Genomic DNA, 14275 nt, shown 5'->3' with positions numbered 1-14275 from the left:
CGACCCAACTTCAAAGAATAAGACTGTTACCTCGCTACGGCATCAACGGCTAGATGACGCCGACGACCAGCAGCACGATCACCACGATCACCACGAGACCGATGCCGCCGGTAGGACCGTAGCCCCAAGAACGGCTGTGCGGCCACGACGGGAGCGCACCGATCAGGAGAAGAATCAGCACGACTAGAAGAATAGTTCCCAACATATGAATGACCTCCGCCTGGTTGATAAGATCTGCCTTCACGACAGCCACACAGGACCCGTATTGCGAGCGTTCCTGCGAACTACAGTATCGATGTCATGGTTGAGCAAACCGCATGCCCAGGGCGAACGTCGAGCTGGAAATTCTTTGCCGCGTCACCGAGCGGTGTTGCGGGCGGCGGCTCCGATACGCGATGCAACGAGATCCGCCACGAACGCGATAGCGAGTGCTATCGCTCCGCAAGTGAAGATCAACGCGTAATCGTTATGCGTGTGCGAGAAAAGGTACGAGTAGCCGTATCCGCCCAGTGCCTGGAAGAGCGCAAAGGCTGTCGTCGCGCGGCTCCACGCGGCGCGCTGTTCGGTGTGATCGTGCGGCACGAGTTCGTGAATGCGTCCGAGCACGAGCGGCACGACGCCCGGTGTGAAAATGCCCAGAATCACGGTCGATACAGCCAGCGTCACTGCGCTGCCTGAAAAGGCGAGCAGGGCCACCGCTGCTGCTTGCAGAAGCAGGCCGACGCGGTACGCCTTGCCGAAGCCGATACGATCGGCAGCGTTGCCGCAGATCACCGGACCGACGATCGCGGCGAGGCCATACAGCACCCAGTAGTCCGCGCCGATTGCAGCGCCACGCCCCAAGCCGCGAGCGACGTAGTCGACGAGCAGCACCATCGCCGGTACGAGGCCGAGGGCATTCGCCGCGTATTGCGCGTACAGCACGCGCAGCGTCAAGCCGTGCGGGCGCGCCGTGTGATGTGCGCCAGGTGGCACGACCGCGGCAGGCGGGTTCGTGGAGGGCCAGCCGAACCAGCTCACGGCGGTCAGCACCAATGCCACGATGCCGAGGCCGATCCACGCAGTCTGCAAGCCGAAGTGGAGCAATTTCGGAATCAACGTGCCGGATGCCGCGATGCCCAGGCCCAGCCCGAGAAAGATCATGCCGCTCACGAAGCCACGGCGCGGCGCCGGAATATGCGGAAGAATCGAGGTTGCCACCAGCACCATGATCGCGCCACCGGAAATGCCCGACAACAAACGCCACGCAAAGAACCAGCTCACCGAAAGCGGATACGCGCAGGCGAAGAAGGCGGCGGTCACCACGACCATCAGCAGGCGCAACGCGGTGCGGTTCGAGAGCGCCGATGCAAGCGGCCGGCCGATCAACGCGCCGACCAGATAACCGGCGAAGTTCGCCGCGCCGAGCGTAACCGCTTGCGACGAGGTGAACCAGTGCGCCTGGATCAGCGAGGGAATCAACGGCGTGTAAGCGAAGCGGGCGAGGCCGATGGCGACGAGACTGCCGCACAGTCCGGCGAGCGTTGCAAAGAGCGTGCGGGCGTCGAGTGAGACTGGACTGGCGGACGTTATCGGTGCAGCGGACATGACGGTTCCTTTACCGGTGCGCGCGCTGATGGCGGCGCTGCCGGATGGCGGTGATGAAATCGAAGTGGAGGGTTGCGCCTTGTCAGGCGCCCGGCTCAAACGTTGTTGTCTTGCGCCGGTAGAGCAGGCAAACCGAGCAGCAGCAGAGCCGGCGCTATCGCGCCGATCAGCAGCGCCGGTTGCGGATCGACCCGGGCGAGAACGCGAACGCCGATCAGCGTGGCCAGCAGGTGCGTTGCGGCGTCGTCGGCGGAAACGACGGCGGTGATCTCACCGCTTTCGGTGGCCGCGACCATGCGGCGGTAGAAAAACGCCCGGACTTCTGCGAATTCCGTGGCGACGATTTCACGGAATGCTTCGTCATCCGATGCGGTTTCGATCGCCGTATTGACCAGCATGCAGCCGCGTTTGCCAGGGTCGGCGAACGTTCGCTCCAGGATCTCATGGAAGAACAGGGTGATGCCCTGAGCCGGCGACACGCTGCGCTCCAGCCGATTAATGCGCTCGCGCAACGTGTGCTCGAGGTAATGCTCGAGCGCACGCAGATACAGCGCGCGCTTGTCGCCGAATGCGTTGTAGAGGCTCGGCTGCGTCAGGCCGGTCGATTTGACCAGGTCGCGCGTGGTGGTCGCCTCGTAGCCCTTTGTCCAGAAAGCCGCGCTCGCCGCTTCCAGCACGTCGTGCTCATCGAATTCGCGAGGTCTCGCCATGATGAATGTCCTTCCTGCGTCGCTGACGACTATTCTGTATCGGTCGATATAGAAACGGATTATATATCGACCGATACAGAATGCAAGAAGAAGATGGGGCGGCGTCTTTAGAGCACGCTGCGGTGCGGTGGAAGGGCGTCTGCGGCTGGTTGGCCGTCGGGCGTGAGGTCGCTTTCCGAATAGCTGATGCGCACGGGGGGCACGAACCACGCGAGGCACAGCCCGATCAGCGCGGCGCCGCCAGCCACCAGAATGCCGATGTGAATCGATTGCACCAGTGCTTCGCGGGCGGATCTCATCATGGCGTCGCCCGCGTGGCCGGCGCTTACCAGACGATTGATCAACGCGGCCTGTTCCGCGCGATCCACCAGCAGTTCAGGACTGGCGAAGGATTTGAACCACTGCGTCGCCTGATAGGAGTCGAGCGAGCGATGCACGCCGCGCGAATAGAGATGGCCGAGCAACGCGCCGGTCATCACGGTGCCGAGCATGCCGCCGAATGTCCTGAGCGATTGAAGCAGCGCGGTGGCCGCGCCGACATGATCCCGCGCGACGATCTGCTGCGAACAAATCGTCAGGCTGGTGGCGACCAGGCCGAGGCCGATTCCGCTGATACCCATACACGACATCCACACCAGATGCGGCTCCGTGCCGCGCAAGACGACCACGCTGAGACAGGCGAGCGCGGATAGCGCAAAACCGACATACATGATGCCGTTCGCGCGATGGATCCGTGTGACGATACGATTGTTGACCACGCTGCCCACCGTCGTGCCGAGCAGCAGCGGCGTAATCAGCATGCCCGAGTCATGCGCGGACATCGCGTAGCCGCCCTGAAACAGCAGCGGCACGTAAAACACCAGCGAAAACAGCGCGAAGCCGCCGAGCACCGACATGGCGAAGAGCGCGGAGAGCTTGCGGTCCATGAGCATGTCCACCGGCACGATCGGATAGCCCACGCGCCGCTCCCATAACCACAGAATCAGTCCGCAAGTCGCGCTCACGATGACCAGCACGACGGTCGTGGCGTCGAGACCGCGCCTCGGAAGCAGCTCGATCAGCAGTTGCACTGCGCCGAACGTGAGCGCGAGCACGAACGCACCGAGCCAGTCGAGCCGCACGGGACCCTTGCGCCGCAGATGGAGAAGCGGCGGCAGAAAGCGCTGCACGAACAGCAGAGACACGAGTCCGACCGGCACGTTGACGAAGAACACCAGTCGCCAGCCGCCATATTGCGTCAACATGCCGCCGAGGGTCGGCCCGATCATGTTGGCGATGCCGAACGCGGAAGTGACGAACACCAGCCAGCGCAACCGCAGTTTCGGATTGGGGAACAGATCGGCGACGGTGGCGAATACCGTGCCGATCAGAATGCCGCCGCCGATCCCTTGCAGACCGCGCGAAATCACCAATACCAACATGCTGTTGGCGAGTCCGCACAAGACGGAAGCACCGGTGAACAACAGGATCGCGGCGAGTAGAAAGCGCTTGCGGCCGAACAGATCGCCCAGTCGCCCGAAGATGGGAATCGTGATGACGGAAGCCAGCATGTACGACGTCGCGACCCACGCGTACAGGTCGAAGCCCTTCAGTTCGGCGACGATGCGCGGCAGGGCGGTGCCGACAATGGTCTGATCCAGCGCCACCAGCATCGCGACGAAGGCGATGCCGAGCATCGCCAGCAGCGATTCGCGGAACGGCAGCAGTTGCCCGCTCGGAAGCGGCGCGGCGAGCCCGGCGCTCATGATGTGCTTACTTGTTGCGGGCGGCCAGATGTCTGCCGAGGGCGGCGCCCAGGTCTTCGTCGGTCATGGCCGGGAAGATGCTCATGGTGAGCAGGTCGCCCCATTCGAGCGCCAGCGCCGAGATGCCGCGCGTGTCGTCCGCTTCGACGACCGCAAAGCCGTGCAATCCGCCGATAGCGTGCCAACGGCCCAGCAGTTTGATACCGTCCGGCGCCTGGCCGCCGGTCTTCATGAAGCGTTCGATGACGGAACCCTCGGCAGTAGGTTGACCGGTCCATTGGACGATGAATTTCATGGGCGTCTCCAATTCGAATTGGCGATGCCGGCTCGTGGCGCGCTGCCATCGTCGCTGAAGGTCTGCGGTGCGTCGTGGATGCGGCGCGACCGCTTTAGCGCCAACAAGCTGTCCGGATAGTGCGTGCTATTGGCGGACGGCGAAAAAAACCACGTGGCGTCCTAAGCATCATAGGTGAGCGCACGGCCGGCGGCGTCGCCGCGTGCGGACATTCACCAGGCTAAATGAACAAGCCCGTTTTTTCACGCCGAAGAAGCGATGCGGGGTCTTTGCGGGCGTGGGTAAGTCGGGCGTCGTCGGGGAGCAACTTGGCGGTGCGTCGCCCGAAAAGAAATCGGGCGGCTGGCCGGTGTGAATCGCCGGCTGCCGCCCGGTTGTGTCGTGACATGTGCTGAGGTCTCCTCGCACTATCAGTATAGGAAATCTATCCACGGCTCGCCGGACGGTGAGACTGTGCCGGCAGTAGTGAGGCCCCCCGGCCCTCGCTACTGCGAGCCGTCAGACGTTGGCGTAGTTGGCGCCCCAGAGCGAGGGGCTCACGTTCAGGTGCAGCGGCACGAAGCCCGCGCCGATCACGCCGACGTTGTTGAGTGCCGCAACGTTGACATATTGCATCTGGTTGAGGTTCTGGTTTATCGAGACGTTGACGTTGGCAATGCCGCCAAGGCCGGCAACCGAGGGCAGGCCGGGCACGCTGCTGCCGGTGCCGCCGGCCACCGCCGACATGGCGCGGCGGTCGAGCTCGCGGGTGCCGGACAGATCGCGAATCATGAGGGATGACATGGTGCTTCTCCAAAGGTACGCGCAGGACGCGGGTAGTCGGCGGGCGGTGAAGCGCGCCGGAGAGCCGGGCGCCTCGCCGCGTCACGTCTTACACGTGGATGTTGTTGCTCGTGGTGACGTACGGGTTGACCGTCGAGTGGATGCCGGAGGCGAACGCGACGTTGTTGCCGTTGGCGTTCTGCAGGTTCAGTTCGTTGTTGATCAGCTGCGTGGCATCGACCTTCTTGCTGTTGTTCGGGGCAAAGACGGGGCTGAAGTTGAAGTACGAGGTGGACGGGTAGTAGCCAGTGCCGCCGCGCACGGCGCTCATGGCCTTGCTGTCGAGTTGTTCGGTGATGGAGAGGTCTTTGATGGTCAGCGTGTTCATGGTGAATCTCCTGAAGGGAAAGGGCATTGGCCTGGGAAAGGTTGCGAGCAACTTGTCTGCTCGAGTGTCACTAACGCACGGGCTGTGCCAGTTTTATTCAAGGTTCCTAATAAAGTTGACGGAGGCTTGCTGCGTAAGGCTTTCGCGTGGTGGTGCGAGGTTGGTAGTGGCGCACGCGGCATGTGGGAGATGAGCCGCTGACGGCGTGCACCCGACAGACCCCGTCGTGCTGTTGGATCTCTCACGACACCGGGCGCCGAGAACCCCGCTGAATCGGCGCGCGCGTGTGCCGACTTCGGGAATGCGAAGTCGCTGGAAACTGTCGAGCGGGAGTTGGAGGCGGCGCGCGCGAAATTCGCGGCAGGGGGGCTCGGCTGTCGCGCTGTCGTCAGCGCTGATCGCCTGAACGCGATCGGCCGGTAGGCGGGGGCATTGACCTGATCAAACGGACAGGCCCCCTGCGCAACGTGGTCGCGCAGGGGGCCTGTTTCCAATTGCGGACATCTCGCGCGTCCTACAGGTAGGTGCCGCTAATGCGTCCTTCGAAGATGGCGGTGTTGATTCCAAAGTCGTCGACGTGAGCTTGCGAGCCGCCGTCGACAGTGACGACAACGGAACGACCGCCGCGAACAGCTTTCATCTGTTCGGCGGTCAGCGTCAATTCGTCATGGGCGAGATCCGCGGAACGCGGCAGGTCTTTAATGATGAGGGCGGATTTCATGGCATTGCTCCTGAAGTTGGATGGGAGAGCACAGTGCGGTGCTCGGTCCATCATCTGCAAGGGTTATGCCAAATTGCACGCGTTGAGCGAGGAAACCGTATGCGAGGCGTCAACGCAATGCCTGCAAGGGCGAGATGTCATGCGCCTATTCGACATGACGTCCGGGGACGGTGAAATGGCAAGGAAGTGTTCGGCAAGGCCCGACCAACCGCGTGCGGGCTGTCGGGCAGCAGCGCTCCATCTCCAGCACAAGAAAACGGCACGCGTGTGTGACGCGTGCCGCTTCCGTGAATATCGCGCTGAGAGTTCGCGCGGTTTAAGGTTTGCGCTGCATGGCCGCGCGTGCGATCGTCTGGTGCGCCGCGGGGAATCCAGGCGGATATTCGACGACGCGTGCGGAAGCCGGCACCAGCGGCGCGGCCACATTCAGCCGCGCGCCAATACGAGCGCCGCCAACAATGGCGGCCATTGCCTGACGATCGAGTTCGACGCTATCGGTGAGGTCCTTGATGATGAGTCTCGCCATGGTGGCTCCAGGAAAGAAGTCGAGCGGCTGGCCGGTGTGAATTGCCGGCTGCCGCCCGGGTGTCTTGTGAAGTGTGCTGAGGTCTCCTCGCACTATCAGTATAGGAAATCTATCCACGGCTCGCCGGACGGTGACGGCCTGCCGGCAGTAGTGAGGCCCCCCGGCCCTCGCTACTGCGAGCCGTCAGACGTTGGCGTAGTTAGCGCCCCAGAGCGAGGGGCTCACGTTCAGGTGCAGCGGCACGAATCCCGCGCCGATCACGCCGACGTTGTTGAGTGCCGCAACGTTGACGTATTGCATCTGGTTGAGGTTCTGGTTTATCGAGACGTTGACGTTGGCAATGCCGCCAAGGCCGGCGACCGAGGGCAGGCCGGGCACGCTGCTGCCGGTGCCGCCGGCCACCGCCGACATGGCGCGGCGGTCGAGCTCGCGGGTGCCGGACAGATCGCGAATCATGAGGGATGACATGGTGCTTCTCCAAAGGTGCGGGCAGGACGCGGGTAGTCGGCGGGCGGTGAAGCGCGCCGGAGAGCCGGGCGCCTCGCCGCGTCACGTCTTACACGTGGATGTTGTTGCTCGTGGTGACGTACGGGTTGACCGTCGAGTGGATGCCGGAGGCGAACGCGACGTTGTTGCCGTTGGCGTTCTGCAGGTCCAGCTGGTTGTTGATCAACTGCGTGGCATCGACCTTCTTGCTGTTGTTCGGGGCGAACACGGGGCTGAAGTTGAAGTACGAGGTGGACGGGTAGTAGCCAGTGCCACCGCGCACGGCGCTCATGGCCTTGCTGTCGAGTTGTTCGGTGATGGAGAGGTCTTTGATGGTCAGCGTGTTCATGGTGAATCTCCTGAAGGGAAAGGGCATTGGCCTGGGAAAGGTTGCGAGCAACTTGTCTGCTCGAGTGTCACTAATGCACGGGCTATGCCAGTTTTATTCAAGGTTCCTAATAAAGTTGACGGAGGCTTGCTGCGTAAGGCTTCCGCCTGGTGGTGCCGGGTTGATAGTGGCGCATCGCGGCATCTGGGAGATGAGCGGCTGACGGCGTGCGCCCGACAGACCACGTCGTGCTGTTGGATTTCCCACGACACCGGTTCAGCGCGCAGGCAGCGGGCCAATCCTGGTTTGCGAAAGCACGGACCTGGAGCTAGTATCGAAGCGGCACATGTAACTGGTTACGACAGGTTTTCTATCGGCCTGAGAGGCTGGGATCGCATGCGATCCGGCCCAACGGCAGCGGCGGTGCTTCGCACAAATGGCTAGCCTTGCGCGTGTGATTCACGACTTTCAGAACGGCGAGCTGTCCCGTGACGAGTTCGTGGCTCAACTCGACAGCACGTTGACGACCGAGGGACTCGGTCCCACGCAGCTGCTGGACATGCTTGGCGCCGCCCAGCGCAAAGCACCGTTGCCCGACGATCTCTATGTGGAAGTGCGGCGGCGTATCGAACAGTTGCGCGTTTCGAACGTGGCTGCGGGCGGCGACGAAACGGGCATCCAGACCACAGTCGAAATTCCATCGGTGCGCTCGGCGAGCGCGGGTAGTGCCGGTAGCGTCGGCAATGCATCCCACGCAGGCGGCAACGGCGGCGCGACGGGACAGGACCAGATCAAAGGAACCGGCGACACGCTGAATAACCGCTTCGTGCTCGAGGAATGCCTGGGCGTCGGCGGTATGGGCACGGTGTACAAGGCGCTCGACCTGCGCAAGCTCGAGGCCTCGGATCGCAAACCGTACCTCGCGATCAAGGTGCTCAACGTCCAGTTCCGCGGCAACCCCAATTCACTTGTCGCGTTACAACGCGAGGCGCGCAAGGCGCAGGTGCTCGCGCATCGCAACATCATCACGGTGTACGACTTCGACCGCGACGGGCCGATCGTCTATCTGACCATGGAGTACCTGTCCGGCAAGCCGCTCAGCCAGTTGCTGCGCACGCCGGGCTACCAGGGCATGCCGGTGCGCGCCGCGCTGCCGATCGTGCGCGGCATGAGCAGCGCGCTCGCTTACGCGCACGAACGCGGCTTCGTGCATTGCGACTTCAAGCCCGCCAACGTATTTCTCACGACGAATGCTGAAGTGAAAGTGATCGACTTCGGCATCGCTCGCGTGTTTCAGCGTCCGGAAGAAGAGAGCGACGCCACCGTTTTCGATCCGGGCAGCCTCGGCGCATTGACGCCCGCGTATGCCAGCCCGGAAATGATCGAGCACCGCGAGCCGGATCCGCGCGACGATATCTACGCGCTCGGCTGCATCACCTATGAGCTGCTGACCGGCCACCACCCGTTCGACCGGTTGTCGGCGACACAAGCCCGCAATGCCGATTTCAAACCGCAGCGGCCGGCCAATCTCGACTCGAGACAATGGCGCGCGCTGCGCTCGGCGCTGTCGTTCGATCGCAATACGCGCATGCCGAGCGTGGAGCGCTTCATCGCGGAGTTCGACAACGAGGCGCGCGCGGAGAAGTCGGGTACGTTGGCGAAGGTGGGACTCGCGAGTTTCGCGGTGGTGTGCGCGGCGGCGGTCGGGGTGTTCGCATTCCGCTCGGCGCCGAACCGGCAGAACGGGGCGCAGACGCAGGCGGGCGCGTCGCAGGCTTTGGCGGAGCAGACGGCTTCGTCGTCTGCGGGTGAGACGGTCTCTGGGCCGGTTGCCGCGGCAGCGCCGCCTCCGCCGGCCAGTATCGTCGCGGCGGCGCCTGCCACGGCACCCCCGGCAAGTCCGGTCGCGGCCGTGCCCGTCACGCCACCCACGCCCGCGCCGAAGCCGGCGCTCACGCTCGCCGCCATCACACCCGCGTTGGCGCAAGTGCCCTGTTCGGCGCTGTCGGCCTCAGTACAGGACCATTCGCTGACGGTGCGCGGCTATGTCTCGCAACGCTACGGCACCGCGCATCTGAAGGACACGCTGGCGGCGTTGCCGGGCGTCGATACGCTGACGCTGGCCGTCGAGCCGCTCGCCGACGACAAGTGCGACACCATCAAGGCGCTCGCGCCCTACTGGGTCGGCAACATGCAGGCCGGGCACGTTGCGGCCTTGCATGTGAGGCCTTCCGGCAGACAGTTGAGCGATGGCGACCCGCTCGTTGTCGACGTCACCACGCCCGGCTATGACTCGTATGTGAACCTCGACTACTACCAGCTCGACGGCAGCGTCGTGCACATGGTGCCGAGCCCGCGCGCAAAGGACAATCAGGCGCCGCCGCACTACGCCGCCACCATCGGCAGCGCGGGGGACTGGATCATTTCAAAGCCGTTCGGATCGGAGATGGTCGTGCTGCTGATTACGCCGGCGCCGCTATTCGACAAGCCGCGTCCGGAAAGCGAAGCGCGCGCCGATTATCTGCGCGCGCTCGACGCGAGGCTCGCACAGATCGGCGGCAAATACGGCCGTGATCACATCGTCGCCGATTTCGCGCCGATTACGACGAAGCCACGCTCGCCCTAAGTCCCGCACCTTGGATGCGGCTTGCTTGACGGTGGCGAGGCGGGCGCGGGCCCGACAACTCACACCAGTCACTTGAGATCCTTGACGACCCGAAAGCCATCCTGCGACTGGCGCACGCCCGAGCTGTACTTGAAGCGTGTCGCGCTGAGCATATAGCCGCCGCCCTCGCGCCACGAACCGCCGCGAATCACGCGCATGTCGCAGCCGGGGCTGTCCCATGCGTGGCCGTCGGCAGGCGCGCCCTGGTAGGAGTTGTGCCAGCAGTCGGCGGTCCATTCCCACACGCTGCCGTTCATGTCGTACAGGCCAAGCGGATTCGGCGCGAACGAGCCGGCGGACTCAGGTCCTTCCTTGTGCCACGGGTCGCCGCAGTCCTTGCAGTTGGCGTTGCCTTTGCGCATCTGGTCGCCCCACCAGTAGGCTGTCGTGGTGCCGCCGCGATCCGCATATTCCCATTCCGCTTCGGTGGGTAAACGGTACGGTTTGCCGGTGCTCTTGCTCAACCATTTCACGTACTGCTGTGCGTCGTCCCAACTGAGATCGCGCGCTGGGGCGGCTTTGTTGGTATTGCTTTCGGGTGTGAGTTTCTGACAGCCGTTGGCTGCCACGCACGCGTTCCACTGCTCCACCGTCACCTCGTACTTGCCGATCGCGAACGGCGCACCAATGCTCACGTGATGTACCGGCTTTTCCGATGGATCGTCGGTGCTGTTGCCCATCGAGAATGAACCGGCAGGCACGGTAATCATGATCGGACAGGTGGCGCAATCGCGGCTTTCGCCGGCGACCGCCGCATGCGTGACGGGCTTTTGCGCTACCGCCGCCGCAGGTGGCGCGGCCGGCGGGGCGGCGCTTGCGGTGGGCTTCGGTGCCGGCGCACTAGGCGGCGGCGTTGGCCGTGCTGTTTGCGGCGCCGGTGCCACGGAAGGCGCGGCAGGCGTGGCTGCGGAGGGCGCACTCGACGCCCCCGCTGCGCGCAAACGTTCGATGCGCGCGTGAGCGAGCGTGGCGAAGCGGCCGTTCGGATAGGCCTTCAGATACGCCTCGTAGTCGCCTGGGTAATTACTGTCCTTGATCGAATTCCAGAACGTGATTTCGTATTGTTCGCTGCTGTCTTTCGGCAAGATGCCTCTGCTGCGCAGCGTGATCACGGGATTGTCCAGAGCGGCGGACGCAGCATCGGACACGAGCAACGACCGAGGCAGCGAGGAAGCCAGCCACGGCGTTTGCTCGCCACCCGTTACGTCGCGGACCTGCGCCGCGACGCGCTGCAACAGATTCGCCAGGGTTTGCGACGGAGCGCTGTCGAGCGCGTGCAGCCATGCATTCGTGTAGACGCCATGACGCACGCCGTCCGCCGCGAAACCGCCAGGCGCGGTCGCGTAGGCCACTACCGTGTTGTCCGGAAGCGCAGACGTATTGCCCGCCAAGTCCGCCGAAAACGGGTTGTTCAGGCACGTATCGAGGATCACGAGATTGAGCTGGCGGTCACGCGGCGCGCGCATTGCCTGCAATACGGCGTTGAGATCGACACCCTCTCCGACGACCGCAGCCGGCAAGCGAGAATCGAGTCCCGCGGGGATGAGCAGTGTTTGCGGGCCGATTTGCATGCCGTGTCCCGCGAAATAAAAGAGGCCAACGCCGCCTGACCGCAGGCGCTCATGGAATTCACCGATGGCTTCGCGCATTTGCTGCGGCGTCGCGTTGGTACGCATGATCACGTCGAAGCCGAGTGTTTTCAGCGCGTCACGCATGGCTTCGGCATCGCGCGGGGCGTTCTCACGCAGTGCATCGAATTGCGTGTCGGTGCGGTCCACAAGTTCGGCGTGATCGGCACCGTACGCGCCGTTACCAATCACTAGCGCAATACGTGGAGAAGACTGCTTGCCTGATTGTGGCGTGAACGGAGTGAGCGGCAATGTCGCCATGTTCGCCGCACTCGCGCCCCGCTCGACGCCATCAGGTTGCGGCGCCGCATAAGCATCGCCCCAATGCACCTGCATTGCCCCGGCCATGCACACCAGCATGAATATTCGCCACATCTTCACATCCTGTTTGTTCCGGACAGAACATAGGCAATCGAGGACCGCGCCACTCGCAGCAGTTGCTGGAGTCAAAGGCGCGAAGCATCGACGCCGCTATCGACCATCCATCTGCAACCTCTTAATAACGATAGCACGCGCTTTGCGCGCCACAACAGTCGGCGTGCCCCGAATGCGTTATACGGTTAACGAGTGTGGCGTATCTTTTTGGCAAGTTACGTCCTAAGCTAATTCACAAAGTAAGGCGGCACGGTCGTTTTATCCAGGGGCGGCCGTCCAACCGCGCGTGCGCCCGTGGCGTGCAGCCGAAACGTCCGGCCTGCGTCGTGCAGTCGGGTCGCCATGACCATTCGTCGGGAGAGTGCGCTATGCGAAGAACCGTTACCCCCGTTGTTACCGACGTGCGTCATGGAGCGAATGCGCATCGCGAGGCGCGGCGCAAGGCGCTGCGCGCGACGCTTGTCCTCGTGTTCGGCAACATGGTGCCCGGCGCGTTGGCGCTGGCCGAGTCAACCACTTCGCCGCCGGGCGCGGAGGAATACATCATCTGGCCACCGGATGGCGCGGTGATTCACGGCGGCAAGTTGTGGGTGCGCATGGGCTTGCGGAACATGGGCGTGTGCCCGAAGGGCGTCGTGTTCCCCAACACCGGCCACCACCATCTGCTGATCGACACCGACCTGCCGCCGCTCGATCAGGAAATCCCATCGGATCGCAATCACCTGCACTTCGGCGCGGGTGAGACGGACGCGCGGATCGAGTTGCCGCCGGGCAAACACACACTGCAACTCATTCTCGGCGATCACAACCACGTGCCGCATGTGCCGCCCGTGTATTCGAAGAAGATCACCATCACCGTGCTAAAAGACTAGCGCGATCCGTTCGTTCAAAGCGGATCCGTCAGGACGGAGAGACCTCCATGTACAAGATCATCGCGGCCGCGGCGCTCGTCATGTCGGCGGCATTGGCTTCGCCAAATGTCGTCATTGCGGGTACGACGCCCGCACCGGCGGGTGCCCATGCATATATCGGCTATCCCAACGACGGCCAGGTCGTCCCGGCCAACAAGCCATTCAAGGTGTGGTTCGGCCTGCGGTATATGGGCGTGGCGCCCAAAGGCGTCAAGTATCCGAATACCGGCCACCATCATCTGCTGATCGACACCGACCTGCCGCCGATGGATCAGGAAATTCCGTCGGATCGCAACCATCTGCATTTCGGTGCGGGCGAAACAGAGACCACGATTCAGCTCCCGCCAGGCAAGCACACGTTGCAGTTGCTGATGGGCGACGACATGCATATCCCGCACAATCCGCCTGTGTATTCGAAAAAGATCACCGTCATTGCGCGGTGACGCAATCCGCGGCGTGACGCTCCGGCAATCGGGTGTTACGCCGCAACCAACAGCTTCGCGCGGTTTGTTGGCCGCGATCCACCATCCTCCGCGCACCGCTTCTCCGCTTCTCTCGCGATCCGTCTCCCGGTCCACCCCGCAACCCTTTATCTACGGCGCTCCGGAAAATTTCTTAGGAGAAGCAAGGAAGACTGGCACAGCCCATGCATTAGTGACACTCGAGCAGACAAGTTGCTCGAACCCAACCGCAAACTGTGCAGTATTCCCTTCCAGGAGATTGACCATGAACACGCTGACCATCAAAGACCTGTCCATCACCGAACAACTCGACAGCAAGGCCATGAGCGCCGTGCGCGGTGGCATGGGCTACTATCCTTCGTCGTCGTACTTCAACTTCATGCCGATGTACGCGCCGAACAACAGCAAGACGGTCAATGCCACCCAACTGATCAACACGCAACTGGACATTCAGAACGCCAACGGCAACAACGCAGCGTTCGTCTCCGGCATCACGACCACGATCGATCCGCACGTGAGCGCAAGCAACAACATCAACGTGCACTAAACGGCGCAGGCCGCCGCGGAGGCCAGACGGCCTCCGCGGGCTCTTACCGCCCGCTCCTCAAAAAGATTTCGCAGCCAATCGTTCTTTCCACGCGCCCCCCCGCTTCACCGCACGAACCCCGCACCGATCTTCTTGCATCG

Annotated in this window: 16 protein-coding genes; 4 read left to right on the top strand and 12 right to left on the bottom strand. The window is 63.2% G+C overall.

The genetic code is table 11. The features are described 5' to 3' along the window. Positions 1–49 precede the first annotated feature (49 nt). The 11 genes from P0D68_RS13285 to P0D68_RS13235 form a co-directional block, all read right to left on the bottom strand. Complete coding sequence (locus P0D68_RS13285) at positions 50–205, bottom strand: DUF3309 family protein (RefSeq protein WP_091809080.1); 156 nt, start codon at positions 203–205, stop codon at positions 50–52. A gap of 152 nt (positions 206–357) precedes the next feature. Further along, positions 358–1587 (bottom strand): YbfB/YjiJ family MFS transporter, encoded by a 1230-nt coding sequence (locus P0D68_RS13280; protein WP_408294261.1) that lies wholly within the window; start codon positions 1585–1587, stop codon positions 358–360. Positions 1588–1682: 95 nt separating this feature from the next. Continuing rightward, the gene (locus P0D68_RS13275) at positions 1683–2297 is read right to left on the bottom strand and encodes a TetR/AcrR family transcriptional regulator (RefSeq protein ID WP_408294258.1); all 615 of its coding nucleotides are present in this window, start codon (positions 2295–2297) and stop codon (positions 1683–1685) included. Between the two features lie 107 nt (positions 2298–2404). Then, the gene (locus tag P0D68_RS13270; RefSeq protein WP_408294255.1) at positions 2405–4042 is read right to left on the bottom strand and encodes an MFS transporter; all 1638 of its coding nucleotides are present in this window, start codon (positions 4040–4042) and stop codon (positions 2405–2407) included. A gap of 7 nt (positions 4043–4049) precedes the next feature. After that, complete coding sequence (locus tag P0D68_RS13265) at positions 4050–4337, bottom strand: DUF3303 domain-containing protein (RefSeq protein WP_091806161.1); 288 nt, start codon at positions 4335–4337, stop codon at positions 4050–4052. Between the two features lie 498 nt (positions 4338–4835). Beyond that, the gene (locus tag P0D68_RS13260) at positions 4836–5120 is read right to left on the bottom strand and encodes a hypothetical protein (protein ID WP_091806164.1); all 285 of its coding nucleotides are present in this window, start codon (positions 5118–5120) and stop codon (positions 4836–4838) included. 88 nt (positions 5121–5208) lie between these two features. Then, the gene (locus P0D68_RS13255) at positions 5209–5487 is read right to left on the bottom strand and encodes a hypothetical protein (RefSeq protein ID WP_408188113.1); all 279 of its coding nucleotides are present in this window, start codon (positions 5485–5487) and stop codon (positions 5209–5211) included. Between the two features lie 514 nt (positions 5488–6001). Continuing rightward, entirely contained in the window at positions 6002–6208 is a 207-nt protein-coding gene (locus P0D68_RS13250) for a hypothetical protein (protein WP_091806173.1), read from the bottom strand. Positions 6209–6524: 316 nt separating this feature from the next. Then, on the bottom strand, positions 6525–6734 hold the full coding sequence (locus tag P0D68_RS13245; protein ID WP_091806176.1) for a hypothetical protein: 210 nt from the start codon (positions 6732–6734) through the stop codon (positions 6525–6527). Between the two features lie 183 nt (positions 6735–6917). Continuing rightward, entirely contained in the window at positions 6918–7202 is a 285-nt protein-coding gene (locus P0D68_RS13240; protein WP_091806164.1) for a hypothetical protein, read from the bottom strand. 88 nt (positions 7203–7290) lie between these two features. Beyond that, positions 7291–7569 (bottom strand): hypothetical protein, encoded by a 279-nt coding sequence (locus tag P0D68_RS13235; RefSeq protein WP_408294249.1) that lies wholly within the window; start codon positions 7567–7569, stop codon positions 7291–7293. Positions 7570–7984: 415 nt separating this feature from the next. On the opposite strand from P0D68_RS13235, the gene P0D68_RS13230 reads away from it, so the two are divergent. Continuing rightward, positions 7985–10174, top strand: a complete 2190-nt coding sequence (locus P0D68_RS13230) for a serine/threonine protein kinase (RefSeq protein WP_408294246.1) — start codon at positions 7985–7987, stop codon at positions 10172–10174. 68 nt (positions 10175–10242) lie between these two features. Here P0D68_RS13230 and P0D68_RS13225 read toward each other — a convergent pair whose 3' ends face one another. Further along, a complete protein-coding gene (locus tag P0D68_RS13225) occupies positions 10243–12216 on the bottom strand; it encodes an SUMF1/EgtB/PvdO family nonheme iron enzyme (protein ID WP_408294243.1) in 1974 nt (657 codons plus the stop codon). Between the two features lie 368 nt (positions 12217–12584). Between P0D68_RS13225 and P0D68_RS13220 the strand changes: the two genes are divergently transcribed. The 3 genes from P0D68_RS13220 (at position 12585) to P0D68_RS13210 (ending at position 14135) form a co-directional block, all read left to right on the top strand. Then, positions 12585–13088, top strand: coding sequence for a DUF4399 domain-containing protein (locus P0D68_RS13220; protein WP_091806190.1), 504 nt, complete (start codon positions 12585–12587; stop codon positions 13086–13088). Between the two features lie 47 nt (positions 13089–13135). Beyond that, on the top strand, positions 13136–13570 hold the full coding sequence (locus tag P0D68_RS13215; RefSeq protein WP_091806192.1) for a DUF4399 domain-containing protein: 435 nt from the start codon (positions 13136–13138) through the stop codon (positions 13568–13570). Positions 13571–13853: 283 nt separating this feature from the next. Continuing rightward, positions 13854–14135: a hypothetical protein gene (locus P0D68_RS13210; protein WP_091806195.1), complete on the top strand. Its 282-nt coding sequence runs from the start codon at positions 13854–13856 to the stop codon at positions 14133–14135. The last annotated feature ends 140 nt before the right edge of the window (positions 14136–14275 follow it).

The organism is Paraburkholderia sp. RL17-380-BIE-A, assembly GCF_046028085.1.
Classification (GTDB): Bacteria; Pseudomonadota; Gammaproteobacteria; order Burkholderiales; family Burkholderiaceae; genus Paraburkholderia.
This window is presented reverse-complemented; position numbering and strand designations above follow the sequence as displayed.

Coding starts and splice junctions, on each gene's coding strand:
- P0D68_RS13250 (WP_091806173.1), bottom strand. CDS start 6,208: ATGAAATCCGCCCTCATCATTAAAGACCTGCCGCGTTCCGCGGATCTC.
- P0D68_RS13240 (WP_091806164.1), bottom strand. CDS start 7,202: ATGTCATCCCTCATGATTCGCGATCTGTCCGGCACCCGCGAGCTCGAC.
- P0D68_RS13255 (WP_408188113.1), bottom strand. CDS start 5,487: ATGAACACGCTGACCATCAAAGACCTCTCCATCACCGAACAACTCGAC.
- P0D68_RS13210 (WP_091806195.1), top strand. CDS start 13,854: ATGAACACGCTGACCATCAAAGACCTGTCCATCACCGAACAACTCGAC.
- P0D68_RS13225 (WP_408294243.1), bottom strand. CDS start 12,216: ATGTGGCGAATATTCATGCTGGTGTGCATGGCCGGGGCAATGCAGGTG.
- P0D68_RS13270 (WP_408294255.1), bottom strand. CDS start 4,042: ATGAGCGCCGGGCTCGCCGCGCCGCTTCCGAGCGGGCAACTGCTGCCG.
- P0D68_RS13285 (WP_091809080.1), bottom strand. CDS start 205: ATGTTGGGAACTATTCTTCTAGTCGTGCTGATTCTTCTCCTGATCGGT.
- P0D68_RS13230 (WP_408294246.1), top strand. CDS start 7,985: ATGGCTAGCCTTGCGCGTGTGATTCACGACTTTCAGAACGGCGAGCTG.
- P0D68_RS13265 (WP_091806161.1), bottom strand. CDS start 4,337: ATGAAATTCATCGTCCAATGGACCGGTCAACCTACTGCCGAGGGTTCC.
- P0D68_RS13275 (WP_408294258.1), bottom strand. CDS start 2,297: ATGGCGAGACCTCGCGAATTCGATGAGCACGACGTGCTGGAAGCGGCG.
- P0D68_RS13215 (WP_091806192.1), top strand. CDS start 13,136: ATGTACAAGATCATCGCGGCCGCGGCGCTCGTCATGTCGGCGGCATTG.
- P0D68_RS13220 (WP_091806190.1), top strand. CDS start 12,585: ATGCGAAGAACCGTTACCCCCGTTGTTACCGACGTGCGTCATGGAGCG.
- P0D68_RS13280 (WP_408294261.1), bottom strand. CDS start 1,587: ATGTCCGCTGCACCGATAACGTCCGCCAGTCCAGTCTCACTCGACGCC.
- P0D68_RS13235 (WP_408294249.1), bottom strand. CDS start 7,569: ATGAACACGCTGACCATCAAAGACCTCTCCATCACCGAACAACTCGAC.
- P0D68_RS13260 (WP_091806164.1), bottom strand. CDS start 5,120: ATGTCATCCCTCATGATTCGCGATCTGTCCGGCACCCGCGAGCTCGAC.
- P0D68_RS13245 (WP_091806176.1), bottom strand. CDS start 6,734: ATGGCGAGACTCATCATCAAGGACCTCACCGATAGCGTCGAACTCGAT.